The organism is Roseateles sp. P5_E4 (assembly GCF_054049255.1).
The window spans coordinates 239284-255705 of sequence record NZ_JBFUMS010000010.1 but is presented as its reverse complement, the minus strand read 5'-3'; the positions used below and the strand labels follow the sequence as shown (position 1 = coordinate 255705).

Annotated in this window: 13 protein-coding genes and 1 pseudogene; 11 read left to right on the top strand and 3 right to left on the bottom strand. The window is 69.1% G+C overall.

Annotation, left to right across the window (positions count from 1 at the left end; genetic code table 11):
- The first annotated feature begins 7 nt into the window (after nucleotides 1–7).
- The 3 genes from lptC (at nucleotide 8) to ACXJLH_RS20545 (ending at nucleotide 3916) form a co-directional block, all read left to right on the top strand.
- The gene (gene lptC / locus ACXJLH_RS20555) at nucleotides 8–613 is read left to right on the top strand and encodes an LPS export ABC transporter periplasmic protein LptC (RefSeq protein ID WP_056192618.1); all 606 of its coding nucleotides are present in this window, start codon (nucleotides 8–10) and stop codon (nucleotides 611–613) included.
- Nucleotides 610–1383 carry an SDR family oxidoreductase gene (locus ACXJLH_RS20550; protein ID WP_457445925.1) on the top strand — a complete coding sequence of 258 codons (774 nt, stop codon included), beginning with the start codon at nucleotides 610–612 and terminating at the stop codon, nucleotides 1381–1383. Before lptC ends, ACXJLH_RS20550 begins: the two co-directional genes overlap by 4 nt.
- 223 nt (nucleotides 1384–1606) lie before the next feature.
- The gene (locus ACXJLH_RS20545; RefSeq protein ID WP_457445924.1) at nucleotides 1607–3916 is read left to right on the top strand and encodes a DUF5916 domain-containing protein; all 2310 of its coding nucleotides are present in this window, start codon (nucleotides 1607–1609) and stop codon (nucleotides 3914–3916) included.
- A 70-nt stretch (nucleotides 3917–3986) separates the two neighbouring features.
- Here ACXJLH_RS20545 and ACXJLH_RS20540 read toward each other — a convergent pair whose 3' ends face one another.
- Nucleotides 3987–4538: an RNA recognition motif domain-containing protein gene (locus ACXJLH_RS20540; protein WP_056191871.1), complete on the bottom strand. Its 552-nt coding sequence runs from the start codon at nucleotides 4536–4538 to the stop codon at nucleotides 3987–3989.
- 234 nt (nucleotides 4539–4772) lie between these two features.
- Between ACXJLH_RS20540 and ACXJLH_RS20535 the strand changes: the two genes are divergently transcribed.
- From ACXJLH_RS20535 to ACXJLH_RS20500, 8 genes and pseudogenes are all read left to right on the top strand, one after another.
- Nucleotides 4773–5672 carry a hypothetical protein gene (locus ACXJLH_RS20535; protein WP_056191870.1) on the top strand — a complete coding sequence of 300 codons (900 nt, stop codon included), beginning with the start codon at nucleotides 4773–4775 and terminating at the stop codon, nucleotides 5670–5672.
- Nucleotides 5669–6448 (top strand): helical backbone metal receptor, encoded by a 780-nt coding sequence (locus ACXJLH_RS20530; protein WP_457445923.1) that lies wholly within the window; start codon nucleotides 5669–5671, stop codon nucleotides 6446–6448. Before ACXJLH_RS20535 ends, ACXJLH_RS20530 begins: the two co-directional genes overlap by 4 nt.
- Before the next feature lie 45 nt (nucleotides 6449–6493).
- Complete coding sequence (locus ACXJLH_RS20525) at nucleotides 6494–7135, top strand: MarC family protein (RefSeq protein WP_056191866.1); 642 nt, start codon at nucleotides 6494–6496, stop codon at nucleotides 7133–7135.
- 4 nt (nucleotides 7136–7139) lie between these two features.
- A complete protein-coding gene (locus tag ACXJLH_RS20520; RefSeq protein ID WP_457351157.1) occupies nucleotides 7140–8165 on the top strand; it encodes a nitronate monooxygenase in 1026 nt (341 codons plus the stop codon).
- On the top strand, nucleotides 8153–8821 hold the full coding sequence (gene creB, locus ACXJLH_RS20515; RefSeq protein WP_457445922.1) for a two-component system response regulator CreB: 669 nt from the start codon (nucleotides 8153–8155) through the stop codon (nucleotides 8819–8821). The genes ACXJLH_RS20520 and creB overlap by 13 nt, the downstream gene beginning before the upstream one ends.
- A complete protein-coding gene (gene creC, locus ACXJLH_RS20510; protein WP_457445921.1) occupies nucleotides 8821–10242 on the top strand; it encodes a two-component system sensor histidine kinase CreC in 1422 nt (473 codons plus the stop codon). The genes creB and creC overlap by 1 nt, the downstream gene beginning before the upstream one ends.
- Nucleotides 10243–10290: 48 nt before the next feature.
- Nucleotides 10291–11681, top strand: a pseudogene (gene creD, locus ACXJLH_RS20505) (cell envelope integrity protein CreD).
- Between the two features lie 51 nt (nucleotides 11682–11732).
- A complete protein-coding gene (locus ACXJLH_RS20500) occupies nucleotides 11733–13382 on the top strand; it encodes a GMC family oxidoreductase (RefSeq protein WP_457445920.1) in 1650 nt (549 codons plus the stop codon).
- A gap of 37 nt (nucleotides 13383–13419) precedes the next feature.
- Here ACXJLH_RS20500 and ACXJLH_RS20495 read toward each other — a convergent pair whose 3' ends face one another.
- Together ACXJLH_RS20495 and ACXJLH_RS20490 are read right to left on the bottom strand one after the other, a co-directional pair.
- Nucleotides 13420–14832: an ATP-binding protein gene (locus ACXJLH_RS20495; protein WP_457445919.1), complete on the bottom strand. Its 1413-nt coding sequence runs from the start codon at nucleotides 14830–14832 to the stop codon at nucleotides 13420–13422.
- Entirely contained in the window at nucleotides 14829–16418 is a 1590-nt protein-coding gene (locus tag ACXJLH_RS20490; RefSeq protein WP_457445918.1) for a sensor histidine kinase, read from the bottom strand. Before ACXJLH_RS20490 ends, ACXJLH_RS20495 begins: the two co-directional genes overlap by 4 nt.
- Between the last annotated feature and the right edge of the window lie 4 nt (nucleotides 16419–16422).

Genomic DNA, 16422 nt, shown 5'->3' with positions numbered 1-16422 from the left:
CAGGCCCATGCTGTGGCGGCTGCAGAGCCTGCTGTCCAACTACCTGCCGCTGCTGCTGATGGCCGCGCTGGCCAGCGCAACCTGGTGGCTGGTGAAGAACACGCCGCTGATCGACGCACCGGGCGAGGTCGCGGCACCGCGCCATCTGCCCGACTACCGCATGGCCAACTTCGAGATCCAGCGCATCGGCGCCGATGGGCGGCTGCATGTGCAGATCGCCGGCGCCGAACTGCGCCACTACCCGGACACCGACACCGTCGAGATTGACGAGGTCCGCGTGCGTGCCATCGGGCCGGACGGCAGCCTGGCCATCGCCGACGCCAAGCGCGCCCTCAGCAATGGCGACGGCAGCGACATGCAGCTGCTCGGCAACGTCCACCTGCGCCGCCTGCCACCCGGCGCCGGCGAGAACGCGCCGGCCCAGCTCGAGGTGCGCGGCGAGTTCCTGCAGGCCCTGTCCAACAGCGAGATCCTGCGCTCGCACCTGCCGGTCACCATCCGCCAAGGCAGCTCGACGCTGCACGCGCAGAACTTCGAGTACCGTCACCTGACCGGCCAGGTCCACTTCACGGGCAGGGCGCAGGGGCAAATCGTCTCCAAGGCCCCGAAATGAGCGAGCTGGTCTTCATCACCGGCGCGTCCAGCGGCATCGGCCAGGCCCTGGCCCTGCGCTACTACCGCGACGGCGCACGCCTCGCACTGGTCGCGCGCCGCACCGCCGAGGTCGAACGCTGGGCGGCCGAGCAGAAGCTCGACGCGGCCCGCTTCAAGGTCTACGGTGCGGACGTTGCCGACCTGGACGCCATGGCCCGCATCGGCCGCGAGTGCATCGCCGCGCAAGGCCTGCCGAATGTGGCCATCGCCAATGCGGGCATCAGCATCGGCATGGACACGGCCCACTTCGACGACCTCGAGGTGATGCGCCGCACCTTCGAGACCAACAACGTCGGCCTGGCCGCGACCTTCCATCCCTTCGTCGCGGCGATGAACGAGCGCCGCTCGGGCACGCTGGTCGGCGTCGCCAGCGTCGCGGCCATCCGCGGCCTGCCGGGGCATGGTGCCTACAGCGCCAGCAAGTCCGCCGTCGTCGCCTACTGCGAAAGCCTGCGCGGCGAATGCCGCCCCTTCGGTGTGAGCGTCGTCACCCTGCTGCCGGGCTATATCGACACACCACTGACGCGCGGCAACCGCTACAGCATGCCCTTCCTGATGCAGGTCGACGACTTCGCCGACCAGGCCGTGCGCGCCATCCGCGCCCAGGTCAGCTACCGCGTCATTCCGTGGCAGATGGGTGTGCTGGCCAAGCTGCTGCGGATATTGCCCAACTGGCTCTACGACCGGGCACTGGGCAGCCGGCCGCGCAAGAAGCGGGCGAGCGAATAGGACTGTTCACGGCCCGCGCGCCGTGGCTACACTGCGCGCCTTCGACCCGAGAGCTGCCGTTGCAGCCGAGGAGGACATCATGGCCAAGGTGCTTCACCCCTGCTAAGCCCGCGCGCTGAACATCGTTTCAGCGCCGCCCGCTCGCTGCTGCGCGTCCACCGCTGACGGCGCCAGCCCATTGATTCCTGCGGCCCCGTTCGGCGGCCGACCTCGGACGAAATTCATGATTTTTCGCCTTCTCGGCTCGGGCATGGCCCTGGGCCTTTGCGCCCTGGCCCTGCCCGCCTGGGGCAACGCCCCCGAACTTCAACACCCCACCGCCCTGCGCCTCGCAGCCGGCGAAGCCACGCCTGTCATTGACGGGCAGCTGGATGACGCGGCCTGGCTGCGCGCGCCCGTCTACGAACGCTTTGCGCAGTTCCTGCCCGCCGACAAGCAGGCCGCGCGCTGGCGAACGACGGTGCAGGTTCTCGTCACCGAGGACGCCCTCATCTTTGGCATCCGCGCCTGGGACCCCGAACCCAGCCGCATCCGCGCCCCGCTGGCCCGGCGCGATCAGGTCAAGGCCGACCAGGACTTCGTCTCCGTCTTCATCGACCCCGTCGGCCATCGCCGCACGGCCCAGTACGTGCGAGTCAGTGCGGCCGGCGGCGTCGAGGACGGCCTGTTCGCGGCCGAAGAGGACACCGAGGACTCGGCACCGGACTTCGACATCCATGCCGCCGCGACCCGCCTGCCCGACGGCTACAGCATCGAGCTGCGCTGGCCCATCGCGGCGCTCAGGTTCCCGCACGATGGCGGCGCACCCTGGCGCATCATGGTCGCACGCAACATCCCGCGCGACGACCGTACGCTCAACGTCAGCTCGCCGGCTCTGAACAAGGACGCGCTGAGCTTCATCGCCGAGCTGCAGCCGCTCGATGGCCTGGGCGATCTCGTCGAACAGGTGCGCGAACGCAGCTTCATCGCCTTCCGACCCGAGCTGACGTTGCGCTCGACGCGCGAGAGCAGCGACGAGAGCGGCACCCGCCGCACGCGCAAGGCCTCGCTGGGCGCCGAGTTCAAGTGGCGGCCGCGCGCTGACTGGGTGCTGGACGCGACGCTCAATCCCGATTTCTCCCAGGTCGAACTCGACGCGCCCCAGCTCGCCGGCAACACGCGCTTTGCGCTCAGCGTGCCCGAGAAGCGCCCCTTCTTCCTGGAGAGCGCCGACGTCGTCGGTCCGACCCAGCCCGACGAATCGGGCGAGAACCGCAGCCTCGCGGCCTTCTACACGCGCGCCATCACCGACCCCGACTGGGGCCTGCGCGCCACCTGGCGCGGCGCTGGCGCCGAGGCCACGGCCCTGAATCTGCGCGACGCCGGCGGCGGAACGGTGTTGCGCGCCGGTGCCTTTGCGACGCGCAGCGGCGTGCAGCCACGCGGCTCCCAGGCCAGCTTCGCGCGCGGCCGCACGCAACTTGGCGACCTCGGCCTGGCGGGCCTGGTGTCGCTGCGCGACTTTGGCAAGGGGCTGACGACTCAGGTCATCGGCAGCGACGCTGTCTGGCGTGCCGGCGACAGCGACCAATGGCGCGGCCATCTGCTGCTGTCCGATACGACGCTGGGCCTGGACGCCGACGGCCAGGTACTGCGCGTGAGCCGCGAACGCGGCCACCGCGCCTGGGCGGCCTGGCGCCACCGGGATGCCGACTGGGCGGCCAACGTCAACGTCGAGGAGATCAGCCCTCGCTTTGCCAATGACAACGGCTTCGTCAACCAGAGCGGCATTCGACGTGCGTCGGCCTTCGGCTATCTGCGCCTGGGGCCACGGGAGTTCGCCGGCATCGACATGCACGACCACGAGGTGCAGCTGAAAGTTCAGGAGACACGCACCCTGGCCGATCCGCTGCTCGGCGTCGCGGCAGGCCAGGTCGTCGACCGCCTCTTCCAGCCAGGCTTCTGGTTCGCCGCCGCACGCAACACCGGCGTTTGGGGCCATGTTGGCCTGGACAGCCACCGCGCTCGGAGCGGCGGCCCGCTGCATGCGACGCGCACGCTGCTGATCGGTATGGAGTCCAACCCCGGCGAACTGCTGAACTACGTGGATGCCGAGGTCGAATGGGGCCGGCGCCTGGACGTCGACGCCGATCGCGTGGGCCTGGGCGCGCAAGCCCAGATCCAGGCCCAGATGCGCCTGCCGCTGCCCGCCGGGTTGTGGCTGGAGTTCGAGCAGCGCTTCGGACTGGCCTGGGTCGATGCACCCGATGGCCACCGCGCCTTCACCGACCGCAGCGCCCAGAGTCTGGTCGTCTTGCACCTGAGCCCGCGCGATTCCCTGCGGCTCATCCAGCAGCAGACCCGCTTCAACCGCCGTGACGACGCCAGCGCGAATCTGGCTGCGCAGAACAACCGGGGGCGGGTGCTGTCGTTGATGTTCCAGCACCGTGTCGGGCTGAGCCGCATCATCAGCCTGGGCCTGAACCGGGCTCGTGAACAGCCAGGTGCCGTGCGCGCCAGCGAGGTCTTCGCCAAGGCGACGCTGGGGTTCTAGAGATGCAGCCCCAGAAAAGACAAAGCGCCCGAAAGGGCGCTTTGCTCAGATCTCTTGCGAGGCTGTGGGATCAATAGCCGCCGGAACGGCCACCGCCGCCGTAGCCACCGCCGCCACCACCGTAGCCGCCGCCACCGCCGGAACGGCCACCGCCGCCACCGCCATAGCCGCCGCCACCGCCGGAGCGGCCACCGCCACCACCACCGTAGCCGCCACCACCACCGTAGCCGCCGCCACCGCCGCTGCTACCGCCGCCGCCGTAGCCGCCGCCACCGGAACGGCCACCGCCGCCGCCGCCGCCGTAGCCGCCACCACCACCGAAGCCGCCACCGCCGGAACGGCCACCGCCGCCGCCGAAGCCGCCCGGACGCTCTTCACGAGGACGAGCCTCGTTGACGACGATGGCGCGGCCTTCGAGGGCCTGGCCGTTCATGCCGTTGATGGCTGCTTGCGCCTCAGCGTCCGAACCCATTTCGACGAAACCAAAACCCTTGGAACGGCCCGTCTCGCGGTCCATCATGACCTTCGCGGAGGTCACCGTACCAAATTGACCGAACGATTCTTGCAGCGATTCGTCACGCACGCTGTAGGCCAGATTGCCCACATAAAGCTTGTTTCCCATGGGGAAGCCCTTCTCTACTCAAAACCAAAAAACCATGTGGAGCTTCAACCCTACGTGAACCATTCAAGCGAAGGTGCGGCGTCCAGACACAGGCAATTGATTATGGTGGCGGGGTAAAGAGATTGCGGAACGCCACTCCGGCAAGTGTTGTTTTTCAGAGCTAGCACAAACCCTGGCGCCTGGGAGCCATCACGGTCCCGTCATCGATACCATCGCCCCGCCCCACCCGAATTCATGACAACCAGCCTGCTCGTTCCCCTCACCCGCGTGCTCGCCAGCGTCGACGCGCCGCGCAATCTGCGCGCCCTCTATGCACTGCTGGCCGGTTTTTGCGCCGCCGGCCTGCTGCTGGCCATGGCCCAGTCAGCCTTGGCGCGCGATCAAGGCCTCTTGAGCGCGCTCTGGGTGGGGCTGGCCCTGGCTGTCGCTTTTTTCAGCGTCAATGCGACGGGTCTGATGCTGATGGACCAGGCGCGCGGCCTGCCCGTGCGCGACCCCCAGGACGCGCTCTCGGACGCCCTGCGCAGCGGCCATCGCGTGCTGCTCGCCCTGTTGGCCTGCCTGGCCCTGGCCGGCGCGGCCGCCCTGGTGCTCGCCGGGCTGCTGTGGGCGACGCATTGGCCGGTCGTCGGCGCGCCTCTGCTGGCCGTCGTGCTGCCGGCTGGCGTGCTGGTGCTAGGCGGCATCAGCTTCGTCCTGGTCGTTCTCGTCGGACCTCTGGCGGGGCCAGCGGTGTGGGCGGGGCGGCGCAGCGCCGGCGTGCTGGTTTTTTTGCGCGAGCGCCTGCGTCACGGCCTGCCCGAAACGGCGCTGCTGATGGCCGCCGTCTACCTGATGACGGCGCTGGCCACGGCGGCCGTCAGCTTCGTCGTCGTCAGCGGCGGGCGGATGGTGGCCGGCCTGGCCATCCTCGGCGCGGGTGTGGAGCTGCCCGCCAACCAGTTGCTGGCCGGCGTCATGGGCTTGGGGCCGCGCGGCCTGGGCGCCAGTGGCGTGCCGCTGCAGGGCGGCGCGCTAGGCCTGGCTGCATTGATCGGCGGCGGCGTCGTGTTCGCCATCGCCCTGGTGCTGCCGACCCTGGTCTGGCTGCGCGGCTGCTGTGCCGTTTATCTGGCAGTGACCGAAGCGGAATGACGTCGCCCCGAATCGCGTCGCTCGTGCCAAGCGCGACGGAGACGCTGGTGGCCTTGGGGCTGGGCCATCGCTTGGTGGCCCGGACCGGTTTTTGCATCCACCCCGCCGAGGTGGTTGCCACCGTTGCCAAGGTGGGTGGCACCAAGGACGTGAATCTGGCCAAGCTGAGAAAGCTCGCACCCACCCATGTCATCGTCAACGTGGACGAGAACCGGCTGGAAACCGCCGAAGCGCTGCGGGAGTTCGTACCCGAGGTCATCGTGACCCACCCGAGCCGGCCCGAGGACAACCTGGCGCTGTTCGAGCAGTTGCGCGCTGCCTTTGCCGACCAGCCGGGCGTCAACGAACGCGCCACGGCGCTGTCGGCCGAGTTCAACGCCGCGCTGGCGCGCTGCCGTGAGCGCGCTTGGCCCGGCGAGAACGTGCTCTACCTGATCTGGCGCGACCCATGGATGACGGTGGCGCGCGACACCTATGTCTCGACGCTGCTGGTCGAAGTCGGCTGGCGCACCTGGCCCGACGTGCTGGGCGGAGAGCACGGCGCCGGCCGCTACCCTGCGCTTGCGGGCGATGAAGCCTGGCTTCGCGACATCGACCGCGTGCTGCTGAGCTCCGAGCCTTATCGCTTCGGTGCTGCGCATATCGCCGCGGCGCAGGCGCTGTGCCCGCAGGCACGCGTGCAGTTGGTCGACGGCGAACTGCTCAGCTGGTGGGGTTGCCGCGGCGCGGCAGGGCTGGACTATCTGCGCACCCTGCGCGAACACGCAGAGGCTTGAGTTTTTCGGCCTTGACAGCATCGGGGCCCGCCACAATCAGCCGTCATGGACATCTACAAGCCCCTCGTCGCGCTGTTGGCCATCGTGAATCCGGTCGGCGTGGTGCCCTTCTTCATCCACTTCACGTCCGCCTTTTCGCGCACGCAGCGGCGCAAGACCATCCTCGTCAGCGCCAGCACGGCCGGCATCGTCATCGCGCTGAGCGCGCTGTTCGGGCTGAAGATCATCGAGTTCTTCGGCATCTCGCTGGCCAGCTTCCAGGTGGGCGGCGGCTGCCTGCTGCTGATCAGCTCGCTGCAGATGCTCAACGCCCAGCCGGCCGAGGCGCGCAAGGAGGATGTGTCGGAGGGCAACACCAAGGCCGACGCCGGCGCCAGCATCGCCGTCGTGCCGCTGGCCATCCCGCTGCTGACCGGCCCGGCCACCATCTCCACCATGGTCATCTACGCCGACAAGACGCGCGTCTGGTGGGAGCTGGCCGTGCTTTGCGGCTATGGCGTTGTCGTCGCCCTCGTCACCTTCGTGGTCTTCTCCGCGTCCAGCAAGATCGCCAAGGTGCTGGGCCAGACCGGCATCAACATCATGACGCGGCTGATGGGCCTCATCCTCGCCGCACTGGCGGTGGAGCTGCTGGCCGACGGCCTCATCAAGCTTTTCCCGGTACTGGCCGCACGAACCGTGGGGTGACCACATGAGCCTGTTTGACCTGCCTCCCATCTGGATGGCGCCGATGGCCGGCGAGGCGTCCAGCGCCGCGCTGGTGGCCGCCGTGAGCGCAGGCGGCGGCTTCGGCCAGCTCGGCGCGGCCTATCTGACGCCGGCACGCATCACCGAGATTGCCGCCGACATCCGCGCGCGCACCGGCCAGCCCTTCGGCATCAACCTGTTCTGCCCGCAGCCCTGGCTGCGCGACGACAGCGCACTGGACGCCTACCTCGCCCGCCTGGCCGCCTGGCACTCCGAACTGGGCCTGCCAGCGCCGGCGCGGCCGGAGCGCTTCGAGGAGGACTTCGACACCCAGCTTGAGGCCACCATCGCCGCGCATCCCGCCGTCATCAGCTTCGCCATGGGCGACCCCGGCGTGGCGCGCGTGGCGGCGTTGAAGGCGCAGGGCTTCACCGTGCTCGGCACGGCCACGCAGGTGGCGGAAGGCCTGCTGCTGCAGGCCAGCGGCGTGGATGCCGTCATCGCCCAGGGCTACGAAGGCGGTGGCCACCGCGGCGGCTTCCTGGGCAGCGCGGAAGGCGCGCTGATCGGCACGATGGCGCTGGTGCCCCAGCTCGTCGATGCGCTGGATGTCCCGGTGATCGCTGCCGGCGGCATCGCCGACGCACGCGGCGTTGCGGCGGCGCAGGCGCTGGGCGCCAGCGCAGTGACGGTCGGCACGGCGTTTCTGCTGGTCGACGAATGCCCACTGTCGCCGCCCTACCGCGCCGCCTTGCTGGCTGCGAGCGACGCCGATTCGACGCTGACGCGCGCCTTCTCCGGCCGCCTGGCGCGCGGCGTGGCCAACCGCGTCACGCGGGAGCTGGAGGGCATCGTCCTGCCCGCCTTCCCGCAGCCCAACGCGGCCAGCCGACCGATGCGCCAGGCGGCGGCCAGGGCCGGCCAGGCTGACTTCATCAGCCTCTGGGCCGGTCAGGCGCTGCCGGTCAACCGTGCGCCGGGTTCGGCTGCGCAGCTCGTCGCGAGCTTGGCCAAGGGTTGGCGCACTTGATTCTGCTGCTGGAAGACGACCCGGCGATTGCGGACACCGTCGCGTTCGCGCTGCGGCGCGAGGGCTTCGTCGTCGAGCATTGCGCCTGGCTGGCCGAGGCCCGCGAGCGCCTTCGCGCGGCACCGGCGCCCGAGCTGCTCATCCTCGACATCGGCCTGCCCGACGGCCACGGCCTGGACCTTTGCCGAGAGCTGCGCAATGGACCGCTCTCCCGCCTGCCCGTCATCGTGCTGAGCGCGCGCAGCGAGGAGATGGATCGCGTGCTCGGCCTGGAGCTGGGCGCCGACGACTACCTCGCCAAGCCTTTCAGCCCGCGCGAGCTGGTCGCCCGCGTGCGCGCCCTGCTGCGCCGCGCCCAGGCCGCGCCCGTGCCAATGCTGGGCTTCACGGTCGACGGTACGCGAGTCAGCCTGGACGGCGTGCCGCTCAACCTCACCAAGCTGGAGCTCGGCCTGCTGACGCATCTGCTGCGCGCCCCGCAGCGCATCCACAGCCGCGACGCGCTGCTGGACGCCGTCTGGGGCAGCAGCGCCGAAAGCACAGACCGCACCGTGGACACCCACATCAAGACGCTGCGCGCCAAGCTGCGCGAGGCGGCGCCGGCGCGCGACCCGATCAAGACGCACCGCGGACTCGGTTACTCCCTGGAGCCCTAATGAGGCTGGGCCTGCGCGTCTTTTTCGGCTTCTTCCTGATCGCCGGCCTGAGTGCCGTGCTGTTGCTCAAGGTCTTCCTGGCCGAGGTCAAGCCCAGCGTGCGCGAGGTCATGGAAGACCTGATGGTGGACACCGCCCATCTGATGGCAGAGACCGCCGCCGATGAGATGGACGCCAACGGCCTCAAGCTCGACAGCCCTCTGGCCGCGCGGCTGCAGCGCTATGTGAAACGCGAGGTCGACGTACCGATCTGGGGTTTGCGCAAGCAGAGCCTGGACCTGCGCATCTATGTGACCGACGCCCACGGCCGCGTCGTGCTCGACTCCGGCCAGCCCTCGGCCGTGGGCCAGGACTACTCGCAGTGGCGCGACGTGGCGCTGACGCTGCGCGGCGACTATGGCGCGCGCTCGACGCGCTATTCCGCGGACGACCGCAGCACCATCCTCGTCGTCGCGGCGCCCATCCTCAAGGACGGCCGCACGCTGGGCGTCGTCAGCGTCGCCAAGCCGGTGGCCAGCGTGCAGCGCTTCATCGACCGCGCCGAGCGCCGCGTGTTCTGGGCTGGCGCCGCACTGCTGGCCGCCAGCCTCATCGTCGGCGTGACGGTGACGCTGTGGCTGGTCGCCTCGGTGCGGCGGCTGCGCCGCTATGCCCAGCAGGCCCAGGCTGGCCAGGCCATCGCGCCGCCGGCCATGCCAGGTGAATTGGGCGATCTCGCCCATGCCATGGACGACATGCGCCGCCGCCTCGAAGGCCGTGAGCAGCTCGAACACGACGTGCGCGCACTGACGCATGAACTGAAGAGCCCGCTGGCCGCGCTGCGCGCCAGCGGCGAGCTGCTGCAGGACGAGCTGCCCGCCGCCGACCGCCAGCGCTTCGCCGCCCAGGTGCTGGACCAGACCGCGCGGCTGCAGACGCTGGTGGAGCGCGTGCTGGCACTGTCGCAGCTGGAGGCCCAGGTCGGGCCGGGCGAGCGCCAGCGGATCACCTTGGCTGACTGGGCCGAAGGCCAACTCGAGCGGCAGGCGTCACGCCTGGCGCAGAAAGGCTTGAACGTCACCTGGACGGCGCGCGAAGAAGCGATCGTCGAAGTGGACACGGCGCTGCTGGAGCTGGCCCTGGGCAATCTGCTCATCAATGCGATCGACTTCGCACCGGACGGCTCCATGCTCGAACTGGCCGTCAGCACAACGGCGACGACCGCACGCCTGACGCTGCGCGACCGCGGCCCCGGCGTACCAACGGCGGCGTTTACCCAGCTGGGCAAACGCTTCTTCTCGACGGCGCGGCCGGGCAGCTTGGTCAAGGGTTCGGGCCTGGGCCTGGCGATTGCACGGCGCGTGGCGGAGCTGCACGGCGGCGGGCTGGCCTTCGAGGCGGCGGAACCGGGGTTGCGGGTGACGCTCGTGCTGCCTCGCTGACTTCACACAGACTTCACGCACTTCGTCGCCTCCTCACCGCCGCTGGCGATGCTGGCGGGCATGAAGCTCAACCCCACCTTCTCCAAGCTGGCCATCCTGGCCGTCATCACCGCCGTGCTGTGCATCGTGCTCACCCAGATCGGCGGGCTCGTGCACGAGCGCCAATGGCGACAGCGCGAGGCCGCGCAGAGCGTCGAGCAGTCGCTTGCCGGCCCGCAGGCCTTCGCCGGGCCGCTACTCGTGCGCGACTGCAAGGAAAGCTGGGTCGTGCCGGGCGTGGACAAGAAGAAGGACTCCATCGAAACGCGTGACTTCCAGCTGATGGCATCGCCAACCACGTTGAAGATCGACGGCGGCGTGAGCCCGGAAGTGCGGCACCGCGGTCTCTTCAAGGTGAACACCTACCTCGCCCAGCTGAACGTGGAGGCGCGCTGGGAACGGCTCACCGCATTGGCTCCGCGAGCCGAACACCCGAACGGGCGGCTGAGCTGCGGCGACCCCACCGTGGTCATCGCGCTAAGCGACCCACGCGGCATCCGCACCGCCGAATTGAAGCGGGATGGCGGGACCCTGGCCGTCCTGCCCGGCAGCGCACACCCGACCCTTCACGGTGGCTTGCATGCGACGCTGGCCGAACTTCACACGGACGAGCCCTTGGTGCTTTCGCTGAAACTCAGCCTCGTCGGCAGCCAGCGCCTGGGCATCGTGCCTGCCGCCGGCGATACCCACGTCGCCTTGCAATCGAGCTGGCGCACCCCAGCTTCACTGGCCAGTTCCTGCCCATCGAGCACCAGATCGGCGTCAGCGGCTTCTCCGCGCGCTGGCAGGTCTCGTCGCTGGCCAGCACGGCGGTAGCCGATGTGCAGGCCGGCCATGCCCTGCCCGACCTCTCGGGTGGTGGTGCGCTGGAGGCGCCCTACCCCGACGGCGGCAAGGTGGTCAAGGGGGGTGGCCTGGACGTCCTCGCCGTCGAGCTGATCGACCCCGTGAACCCCTACGTCATGAGCGACCGTGCCATCAAGTACGGCCTGATGTTCATCGCGCTAACCTTCGTCACCGTCGGCCTGACCGAACTGCTGACGGGCCGGCGCGTGCACCCGGTGCAGTACCTGCTGGTCGGCCTGGCGCTGAGCCTGTTCTTCCTGCTGTTGCTGAGCCTGTCGGAGCATCTGCCCTTCCTGGTCGCCTATCTGATCGCAGCCGGCGCGGCGGCCCTGGTGCTGACGCAGTACGCCGCGGCCATGCTGGGTGGCTGGCTGCGCGGCGCGGCGTTCGGCGGCGGCATCGCGCTGTTGTACGGCGCGCTGTATGTGCTGCTGAGCCGCGAGCAGACGGCCCTGGTGATCGGCGCCGTGCTGCTGTTCGCCGTGCTGGCCGCGGTCATGACACTCACGCGCAAGCTTGACTGGTATCGCCTGGGCAGCGCCGCCGCCGAGTGATTTACGCTAGGGGCTGCATCTCACCCCCCAAGCACGCCCCGTTAGCGCTCAATGTCCCGACAAGGTTTCGACTACATCATCGTGGGCGCCGGCACCGCCGGCTGCCTGCTCGCGAACCGGCTCAGCGCCAACCCGGAGAAGCGCATCCTGCTCATCGAGGCGGGCGGCAAGGACGACTACCACTGGATCCACATCCCCGTCGGCTACCTTTACTGCATCGGCAACCCGCGCACCGACTGGTGCTTCAACACCGAGGCCGAGGCCGGGCTGAACGGGCGCAGCCTGCGCTACCCGCGTGGCAAGGTGCTGGGCGGCAGCTCCAGCATCAACGGCATGATCTATATGCGTGGCCAGAGCCGCGACTATGAGCACTGGGCCGAGGTGACGGGTGACGACACCTGGCGCTGGGAGCGCGTGCTGCGCGCCTTTCGCAAGCACGAGAACCACTGGCGGCTGGACACGCCCAAGACCGCACCCGAGGGTTTTGCCGCCGTGCACGGCCACAAGGGCGAGTGGCGGGTCGAGCAACAGCGCCTGCGCTGGCCCATCCTCGACGCCTTTGCCGCCGCCGCCGCCCAAGCCGGCATCCCGGCCACGAGCGACTTCAACGCCGGCAACAACGAGGGTGTGGGCTATTTCGAGGTCAACCAGAAGAAGGGCTGGCGCTGGAACACGGCCAAGGCCTTTCTGCGGCCGACCACCTTTGGGCGACCCAACTTCGAGCTGTGGACGGGCGCCCAGGTGCGCAAGCTGCGCCTGCTCAAGGATGACACGGGCCTGCGCTGCAGCGGCGTCGAGGTGCTGACACCTCATGGCGTCGAACAGCCCTGGCTCAACGTCGGCGGCGAGGTCATCCTGGCCGCTGGCGCCATCGGCTCGCCGCAGATCCTGCAGCTCAGCGGCCTCGGCCCGGCCGACCTGCTGCAGAGCCTGGGGCTGACGGTCGAGCAGCACCTGCCGGGAGTGGGCGCCAATCTGCAGGACCATCTGCAGATCCGTGCCGTCTACAAGGTGGACGGCGCGAAGACGCTGAACACGCGCTCGGCCTCGCTGCTCGGCAAGGCCATGATCGGCCTGGAATACGCGCTGCGCCGCAGCGGGCCCATGAGCATGGCGCCCAGCCAGCTCGGCGCCTTCACGCGCAGCCACCCCGACAAGGTCTGGCCCGACCTGGAATACCACGTGCAGCCGCTGTCGCTGGATGCCTTCGGCGAACCGCTGCACGGCTTCAACGCCTTCACGGCCAGCGTCTGCAACCTCAACCCGACCAGCCGCGGCACGGTGCTCGCCACCTCGCCCGACGCGACGGTGGCGCCGGCCATCCGGCCCAACTACCTGTCCACCGAGGCGGACCGGCACGTCGCGGCCGAAAGCCTGAAGCTGACGCGCCGCATCGTGTCGCAGCCGGCGCTGGCCGGCTTCAAGCCCGAGGAATACAAGCCGGGCCCGCAGTTCCAGACCGACGAGGAACTGGCGCGGCTGGCCGGCGACATCGCGACGACCATCTTCCACCCCGTGGGCACCTGCCGCATGGGCCGCAAGGACGACCCCGGCGCGGTGGTCGACTCGCGGCTGCGCGTGCGCGGCGTGAGCGGGCTGCGCATCGCAGACGCGAGCGTGATGCCGACGATCACGAGCGGCAATACGAATTCGCCGACATTGATGATTGCGGAAAAGCTGGCGGGGTGGTTGGCGCAGTAGCCGTTCGGCGCACCGACCTGGGCCCCAGTCACCGCGCTCAGCCCGGCGTCGCCTCGGCGCGCCGCATCGGCAGCGTGACGCGGAACGTCGTGCCGCTGCCGACCTGGCTGTGCACGTCGATGCGCCCGGCGTGCTTTTGCACGATGCCGTAGGACAAGGACAGCCCGAGCCCTCTGCCCTGGCCGACCGGCTTGGTGGTGTAGAAGGGCTCGAAGATGCGCCCGAGCACTTCTTGCGGCATGCCGCAGCCCGTGTCGGCCACTTCCAGCCACACATGCGCGTCGCCTTCACAACCGGTTCGAAGCGTGATCGTGCCGCGCACCCCGCTATCGATCGCATGGGCTGCGTTGACGACCAGGTTCAGTACCACCTGGTTGATCTGCGACGGCATGCAGTCGACGTCCGGCAACCGGCCGAACTCCCGCACCAGGTCGGCCTTGTGCTGCACTTCGCCAGCGACCAGGTTGAGCGTGGATTCGATGCCCGCGTGCAGGTCGACGCGCTGCCATTCCTGCCCGGCGTCGACGCGCGAGAAATCCTTCAGGTCCTGCACGATCTGGCGAACCCGCATCAGGCCCTCGCGCGACTCCTGGATCAGCGCCGGCATATCGTCGTGCAGATAGTCCAGGCCCACCTGCTCCCGCTGTGCTGCAAGCGATGCGGCCAGGCTCGCGGGCAGCTGGTCCTCGGCCGCGCGGTAGGCGCCGAGCAGCCCGAACAACTGTTCCCGGTAGGTATCCAGCGTGCCGTGGTTCGCAAAGACATAGCCGATCGGGTTGTTGATCTCGTGCGCCACCCCGGCGGCGAGCTGCCCGATGGACGCCAGGCTCTGCGATTGCACCAGCTGGGTCTCCAGCTGCTTGCGCTCCGTGATTTCCGCCTGCAGCGCCGCGTTCGCCTGCGTCAGCTGGGTGGTACGCGCGGCCACCGCGGCTTCAAGTTGATCGATCTGCGCGGCAGCCTGCTGCGTGGCCTGCCATTTCGCAGCCAGCGCGTTGGCCAGCTGGCTCACCTCGATGTTGTCGAAGGGCTTCTTCAGGATGAGCAGCCGGCCGCGGGTGTCCAGGCGCTGCAGCACCTCCTCCCATGAGGCGTCGGAGTAGGCGGTGCAGAAGACCACCTGCAGCCTCGGGTCGGCTTGCCAAAGGCGCTCGACCGTCTCCACGCCATCCCACCCGGGCGGCATGCGCATGTCGACGAAGGCCACCGCATAGGGCCGGCCCTGCGCCAGCGCCTCGACCACGCGGGCCAGGCCTTCCTGGCCCTGGTAGGCCGAGTCGAGCTCGAAGGGCTGGGCGGCTGCGGTGATTTCGTCGCCGAACAATGCCGCCTTGGCGGCTTCCAGCGCCGACGCGGCGCCGAGTTCGGGCGCGAGGATCTTGCGGAAGTCCGCATGGATCGTCGGCATGTCGTCGACCAGCAGGACGCGACGGTTCTCGAAGGAGTTCATGCCTGGGTGTCCGTGGCAGCGGTCAGCGGTAGTTCAAGCGTGAAGGTGGCCCCGGTTCCGGGGCCGTCACTGTGGGCAGTCAGCGTACCGCCCATCTCCTGAGCTGCCAATACGCAACTGTGAAGGCCAAAACCGTGGCCGTCCTGCTTGGTCGTGAACCCGTGCGCGAAGATGCGCGTGAGATTCTCCGGCGCGATGCCGCAACCGTTGTCGGCAACAGCCACCTGGAGGCGATCCCCTTCAACCGCCCGTACCCGCACCACGATGCATTGCCCGACGTCGGGCGGCGCCTGCAGCACCGCATGGCGCGCGTTGCCAATCAGGTTCACCAGGATCAGCAGCGTGCGGTGCTTGTCAAGCATCAATGCCGGCACATCCTCGAACTCGCGCTCCACGCGCAGAGGACCGATGCCGCCGGTGTCGATGCGCAGCGCATCCTCGATCAAATCGGTGATGCGGGTCGATTCGACCATGCTGGACGCGCCGGCGTAGGACTGCTGCGTCGCCACGATTTCCTTGATATGGCGCACGCTGCGCGTCAACGCCGCCAGCTCGTCAAGGATCTGCTGGCGCTCCTCGGCCACCGCCACCGAGAGTTGCTTCAGATAGCCTGGCAGCAGCAGCCCGCGCGCGTCGCGGGTGAGGTAGTCGCCCAGGTCCTGCGCATGCGCGTCCAGCAGCGCCACCGCGCGGGCCAGCCCAGCCGCCTCCGAACCGCGGACCTTGCCACTGATCAACTCGGCCGACACATTGACGCTGTTGAGCACATTGCCCACGTTGTGCAGCACGTTGGTGGCGATCTCGGCCATGCCCGACTGGCGCGCGTTCTCCAGCGCCTGCTTCTGCGCCAATTGCTGCTCGCGCGCCTTGCGCACCGCTTCGGCCGCTTCCTCGCGGCGAAAGAAGAAGTGGCCGGTCGTCAGCAGGATCACGATGATCGGCGTGGCCGCGACGACGACGACGATGCCCGACTGCCGGAAGCTGAGGAACAGCAATGTCGCCACCGAGGCGTTGCCCGCGTAGGCGATGCCAAGCCAGCCGAATGCGTCGACGAATGCCCGGACCGACAGCGGCTCGTTGCGCTTGAGCCGTGGCACTGCCGTGGCCATCACGGTGTTCAGCACGAAGTAGGCGAGCGCAAACAGGATCGCGCCCAGCAGGATCAGGCTGTCGCTCTCCAGTTGATGGTTGCGCAATTCGCCCAGTGCGACGTGCAGCACGGTGCCGGCGCTGAACATGGCAATGGCCGCCATCGCGGGGCTGGCGATGCGGCTGGTCCAGCGCTTGGAGGTGCGCCAGGCGCCGACCAGCGCTTCCGCTGCCGACGCCACGGCCGCGGCCTCCGGCCCGTTCAGCAGCAGCAGCAGGAAGATGAAGATCTCGCCAGCGGTGAACGAGTTCGTTGAACGCGGAATCCGCACCGGCACCAGCCCGGCCAGCATCGCCAGCAGCGTGCCGCCCACCACGCGCAACCAGGCATCCGGCGAAAGGCTCACGACGTGGCGCAACGAGTGCGCGAGCACCACTACACCGATGCAGACCACCGCCCACCAATACACCGCCGCCTTGCGGTTGTAGTCCGGCATCAGT

Coding starts and splice junctions, on each gene's coding strand:
- ACXJLH_RS20545 (WP_457445924.1), top strand. CDS start 1,607: ATGATTTTTCGCCTTCTCGGCTCGGGCATGGCCCTGGGCCTTTGCGCC.
- ACXJLH_RS20535 (WP_056191870.1), top strand. CDS start 4,773: ATGACAACCAGCCTGCTCGTTCCCCTCACCCGCGTGCTCGCCAGCGTC.
- ACXJLH_RS20550 (WP_457445925.1), top strand. CDS start 610: ATGAGCGAGCTGGTCTTCATCACCGGCGCGTCCAGCGGCATCGGCCAG.
- ACXJLH_RS20500 (WP_457445920.1), top strand. CDS start 11,733: ATGTCCCGACAAGGTTTCGACTACATCATCGTGGGCGCCGGCACCGCC.
- ACXJLH_RS20495 (WP_457445919.1), bottom strand. CDS start 14,832: ATGAACTCCTTCGAGAACCGTCGCGTCCTGCTGGTCGACGACATGCCG.
- ACXJLH_RS20525 (WP_056191866.1), top strand. CDS start 6,494: ATGGACATCTACAAGCCCCTCGTCGCGCTGTTGGCCATCGTGAATCCG.
- lptC (WP_056192618.1), top strand. CDS start 8: ATGCTGTGGCGGCTGCAGAGCCTGCTGTCCAACTACCTGCCGCTGCTG.
- creC (WP_457445921.1), top strand. CDS start 8,821: ATGAGGCTGGGCCTGCGCGTCTTTTTCGGCTTCTTCCTGATCGCCGGC.
- ACXJLH_RS20540 (WP_056191871.1), bottom strand. CDS start 4,538: ATGGGAAACAAGCTTTATGTGGGCAATCTGGCCTACAGCGTGCGTGAC.
- ACXJLH_RS20530 (WP_457445923.1), top strand. CDS start 5,669: ATGACGTCGCCCCGAATCGCGTCGCTCGTGCCAAGCGCGACGGAGACG.
- ACXJLH_RS20520 (WP_457351157.1), top strand. CDS start 7,140: ATGAGCCTGTTTGACCTGCCTCCCATCTGGATGGCGCCGATGGCCGGC.
- ACXJLH_RS20490 (WP_457445918.1), bottom strand. CDS start 16,418: ATGCCGGACTACAACCGCAAGGCGGCGGTGTATTGGTGGGCGGTGGTC.